This is a genomic window from Streptomyces sp. SID5910 (assembly GCF_009862125.1).
In the GTDB taxonomy this organism is placed as follows: Bacteria; Actinomycetota; Actinomycetes; order Streptomycetales; family Streptomycetaceae; genus Streptomyces.
The window spans coordinates 1-4,429 of sequence record NZ_WWHX01000747.1; the positions used below are offsets into that span (position 1 = coordinate 1).

At 72.6% G+C, this 4,429-nt stretch carries 4 protein-coding genes and 1 pseudogene; 2 read left to right on the plus strand and 3 right to left on the minus strand.

The features are described from left to right. Positions 1–32: 32 nt before the first annotated feature. Both GTW67_RS26405 and GTW67_RS26410 read right to left on the minus strand, forming a co-directional pair. Positions 33–365, minus strand: a pseudogene (locus tag GTW67_RS26405) (GNAT family N-acetyltransferase); the annotation flags it as partial. Positions 366–436: 71 nt separating this feature from the next. Next, positions 437–1,036, minus strand: a complete 600-nt coding sequence (locus tag GTW67_RS26410; protein ID WP_161167289.1) for a flavin reductase — start codon at positions 1,034–1,036, stop codon at positions 437–439. A gap of 326 nt (positions 1,037–1,362) precedes the next feature. On the opposite strand from GTW67_RS26410, the gene cdgB reads away from it, so the two are divergent. Together cdgB and GTW67_RS26420 are read left to right on the plus strand one after the other, a co-directional pair. Then, positions 1,363–3,024, plus strand: a complete 1,662-nt coding sequence (gene cdgB, locus GTW67_RS26415; protein WP_161167290.1) for a diguanylate cyclase CdgB — start codon at positions 1,363–1,365, stop codon at positions 3,022–3,024. 119 nt (positions 3,025–3,143) lie between these two features. Further along, a complete protein-coding gene (locus tag GTW67_RS26420; protein ID WP_161167291.1) occupies positions 3,144–4,109 on the plus strand; it encodes a carbohydrate-binding protein in 966 nt (321 codons plus the stop codon). Here the strand turns inward: GTW67_RS26420 and GTW67_RS26425 are convergent. Continuing rightward, positions 4,106–4,429, minus strand: a 324-nt coding sequence (locus GTW67_RS26425) for a PfkB family carbohydrate kinase (RefSeq protein WP_237519039.1), incomplete at its 5' end; no start/stop codon positions are given. The genes GTW67_RS26420 and GTW67_RS26425 overlap by 4 nt on opposite strands.

Below are 4,429 nucleotides of genomic sequence, written 5' to 3' on the forward strand. Positions count from 1 at the left end.
CGCGCAGTTCCCCGCGCCCCTTCGGGGCGCGTTCAGGCGAGGGTGAGTACGCCTACCGTCTCCTCCTCCGCCTTTTCGCCGTTCGGGTGGAAGCCGAGGCTCAGGTAGAAGTTCTCGGGGCCGTGTTCGCCGGGGTGCCAGGTGACGTAGCACTCCGTGCCGCCGCGGCGGCGGATCTCGGCGGACACCGACTCCACGGCGAAGCGCCCGTAGCCGCGGCCCTGCTCGCCGGCGGCGATGTTCAGGCGCCACAGGCCGGAGCGCAGCGCGCTGCCGTCGTCGTACCAGTCGATGCCGAAGAAGCCCATGAGGAAGCCGACGGGGCGCTCGCCGTCGACGATCAGGCGCGGCCAATCTTCTCCAGGCGGAGCGCGGTGCTGGTCGTCATGCGCGCACCCTAGGCAGGTGCCCGGGTGCCGGACGAGCGAATTACCGCTCAGCCCAACTGCCGGTACCGCCCCCGGAAGTACGTCAGCGGCCCCCCGTCCGCGCTCGGCAGGCCGGCGGTCAGGACGCGGCCGATGACCAGGGTGTGGTCGCCGGCCGGTATGCGCTGCTCGGTGCGGCACTCCAGGGTCGCCAGGGCGCCGCCCACCAGCGGTGCGCCGGACACCTCGCCCCGTGCGTAGGGGATGTCCTCGAAGAGGAGCCGGTCGCTGACCCGCCCCTTCATCGCGAAGCGCCCCGCGATGTGCCGCTGGCTCTCGGACAGGACGGAGACCGCCCACACGGGCTGTTCGTCGAGCAGGTCGTCCATGCGGGAGCCCTCGCGCAGGCTGACCAGGACCAGCGGCGGGTCCAGGGACACCGACATGAACGCCGTGGCCGTCATCCCGACGTCCTCGCCGCGCGGCGCCCCCGGGTCGTCGGGGTCGAGCGGCGGCTCCTGCGCGGTCACCAGGACCACGCCCGAGGCCAGCCGGGACATCACGGCACGGAACGCGTCGTTGCTCACCCCTTCAGCATGCCCGGAGGCCGGCGTCGGCGACGGGAGCGCGGAGGGTGCGGGGGACGCGAGAGGGGGAGTGTTCGGCACCCCGCCACGCTAATCGCCGGGCCGCGGGACCGGCATCGGCCCCCGGTCCGAACCGGGTCCTAGGACCGGCCTAGGACCCGGGGACGACAGGTCAGGAGGAGTCGTGCGCATACCTACAAACATTGCGTTCAGTAAACGCACGCGGAAAACGCAGAATCACCACTCAATTGTTCATCTTTAGCTGTGACTTGAGTCACAAGGGACAGTAATTGTTGACCCTGTGTACCGAGTGGGCAGCGCGCTGTGATTCAGTGGCGGAAGCTGGTAAGGACGATACGCCGAAGAGAACCCTTGATTCGCTGCGAGGTCTCGGGGGGAGGGCGAGCATGGAGACCGAGTCGGAGCCCTACGTCCGCCTTGCCTCCCTGCGGCAACTGCACCAGGTCATGGCCGACATGAACACGGCCCGCAGCCTGGCGGACACCTTGCAGACCGTCGCCGACGGCGTCGTCCAGGCCCTCGGGTACGAGCTGGCGTGCGTCAACCTGGTCCGCCCCGACGGCGACCTCGTCGTCGCCGCCTTCTCCGGAAACCAGGCCGCCGAGGCCCTGATCACCGGCCGCGCCGGGTCCCGCGAGTCCTGGGAACGCCGCCTCGGCATGGGCGAGCAGTGGGGCGACCTGATCTTCATACCCCACACCGAGGGCTGGGTCCTCGACGACGACGACGTCCCGCAGTGGTACACCGACGGGCCCGCACCCCGCTTCGAGGACGAGTGGCACCCCTCGGACCGGCTCTTCGCCCCGATGTACGCGCCGGGCCCGCAGGGCAGCGGCAACAGCGGCGAACTGATCGGCGTCCTGTCCGTGGACCGGCCGCGCAACGGCCGCCGCCCCGGCGCCTGGGGCCGCGAGGCCCTCCAGATGTACGCCTTCCAGGCCGCCATCGCCATCAGCAACGCCCGCCTCCGCTCCAACATGCAGCGCGCCCTGGTCCGCCTGGAGCGCGACCAGCAGGCCCTCAGGGCGAGCGAGGAGAGCTTCCGGCAGGCCTTCGAGTACGCCCCCTCCGGCATGGCCATCGCCGAGATGGGCGGCGACCAGCACGGCCGCATCCTGCGCACCAACGACGCGCTCTGCCGCCTGCTCGGCCGCCCCGCCTCCGCGATGCGCCGCTACGCCTTCTCCGACCTCGTCCACCCCGAGGACATCGGCACCCTGCTGCGCACCTCCGCCGAGGGCGGCCGGGCCGAGCTGCGCCTGGGCCGCCGCGACGGCACGTACGTGTGGGTCTCCCTGCGCAACAGCGTCGTCGCCGACGCCGCCGACGGGCCCCGCTTCCTGCTCACCCACGTCGAGGACATAGAGGAGCGCAAGCGCCGCGAGCTCCAGCTCGCCCACCGCGCCTCCCACGACTCCCTCACCGGCCTGCCGAACTCCGCCGAGCTGCGCGCCCGGCTCGCCGCCCGGCTGTGCCGGCGCCCGCAGTCCCCGCACGCGGCGGTCGCCGACGCGATGGACGCGGCCTACGGGCACCCCGTCACCGACTCCGGGGGCCACACCTTCGACTTCCGCTCCGGCACCGATCCCTACGGGGCCTACGACCACCATGTGCACACCATCGCCCCCGGCAGCGGGCGGGACGACGGCACCAAGGGGCTCGCGGTCCTCTTCTGCGACCTCGACGGCTTCAAGTCGATCAACGACCGGTTCGGGCACAACGCGGGCGACGCCGTCCTCATCGAGGTCGCCCGCCGGCTCGGCGGCGGCGTGCGCGACGGCGACACCGTGGCCCGGCTCGGCGGCGACGAGTTCGTCATCCTCGCCGACGGACTCGGCCGCGCCGACGCCGAGGACCTCGCCGTACGCCTGCGCAACGAGATCATCCAGCCGATCCGGGCCGAGGGACGGGCCGTCCGCGTCGGCGCCAGCTTCGGCATCGGGTGGGCCCACTGCGGCATGACGGCGGACGAAGTCCTGAAGTCCGCCGACGAGCGGATGTACGTAGAGAAACGATCTCGTCCCAAACAGCACCGCCGTGCCGGATGATGCCCAGCTCAGCGTGCTGATGCGGTCCGAGTCACCCGTTCGGGTCAGTCGGAGCAGGTAGGCTCGCCCTCTCACCACCTGTACCGCATACGCACCGCACCTGGTTAGGAGACCTAGGGATGACGCCCGGCAACAACGGCGCGAGCACGCCCGAGGACGACGACCCGTTCGGCTATCTGTACGCCGACGGGCAGGCCAACGGAGCCCAGCCGCCGTCCGGTGGCTACGGCTACCCGAACTCCGTCAACCGGGTGCGTCCCGTCGGCGCACGGCAGTACGGGGCACCGCAGGGCCAGACCGCCGCCACCGCCGCGTACGGCCAGGCGGCCCCGCCGCAGCAGGGCGCCTACGGCCAGCCGAACGCGCACTACGCCGCGCCGGAGACGATCCCCGGCGGCGGCGCCCCCACCGCCCCGCAGCAGCCGGCCCGCGGCGCCGGTGGCGGCGGACGCCGCGGCCCCAACACCAAGGGCCTGCTCATCGGCGCGGTCGCGGTGGTCGCCGCGGTCGTCATCGGCATCGCCGTGGCGATGACCAGCAGCGGCGCGGACGACGACAAGAGCGGCGACGAGGCCGGCGGCAACACGGCCCCCACCCAGTCCGAGAGCACGGACCCGACCCCGTCGGCGAGCAACAGCGCCGACGACGAGGTGAAGCTGCCGTCGGCCCAGTCGGGTCAGCTCCAGCTGTCGCCCGGCGTGGCGACCGCCTCGGACGTCGAGGGCGCCGAGTCGGACGGCGGCGCCTATGTGACCGGCCTCAACCAGCCCGGCGCCTCGGTCACCTGGACCGTCGACGGCATCCCCGAGGACGGCGCCTACACCCTCTTCGCCCGCTACAGCGCGGCCGGCGAGGACCAGTCGATGACGCTCACGGTCAACGGCAAGCCGTTCGGCAGCAAGATGAACCTGAGCAACTTCGCGCACGCCGCGGACGGCGACTTCGCCAAGGGCTGGACCAAGACCTTCGCCTGGCCCACGCTGAACAAGGGCACCAACACGATCTCGCTGTCCTGCGCCGACGGCGACAAGTGCAACGTCCTGCTGGACCAGTTCTCCCTGAAGAAGGGCAACGTCAAGGACTAGCGGGCCGCGCCCGCCTCCGCCGTCACCGCGACGCCTCGGCCGAGCAGGTCCTCGTACGCCGGGCGGTCGAACTCGCCCGCCACCGGGGACAGCACCGTCGCCGCGGACAGGGCGACCGCGCGGGTCAGGCGGGCCGGCCAGGGCAGGTGCTCGACCAGGCCCGACAGCAGGCCCGCGACCGCGGAGTCGCCCGCGCCGGTCGGGTTGCCGCGGACGTGGGCGGGCGGTGCCGCCCGCCAGCGGCCCTCGGGGGTCACCGCGAGCAGGCCCTCCGCGCCCAGGGAGGCCACCACGGCTCCGGCGCCGCGCCGCCGGGCGGC

Bases quoted from the DNA above. Each gene is read 5' to 3' on its own strand.
- cdgB (WP_161167290.1), top strand. From the start codon at position 1,363: ATGGAGACCGAGTCGGAGCCCTACGTCCGCCTTGCCTCCCTGCGGCAA.
- GTW67_RS26420 (WP_161167291.1), top strand. From the start codon at position 3,144: ATGACGCCCGGCAACAACGGCGCGAGCACGCCCGAGGACGACGACCCG.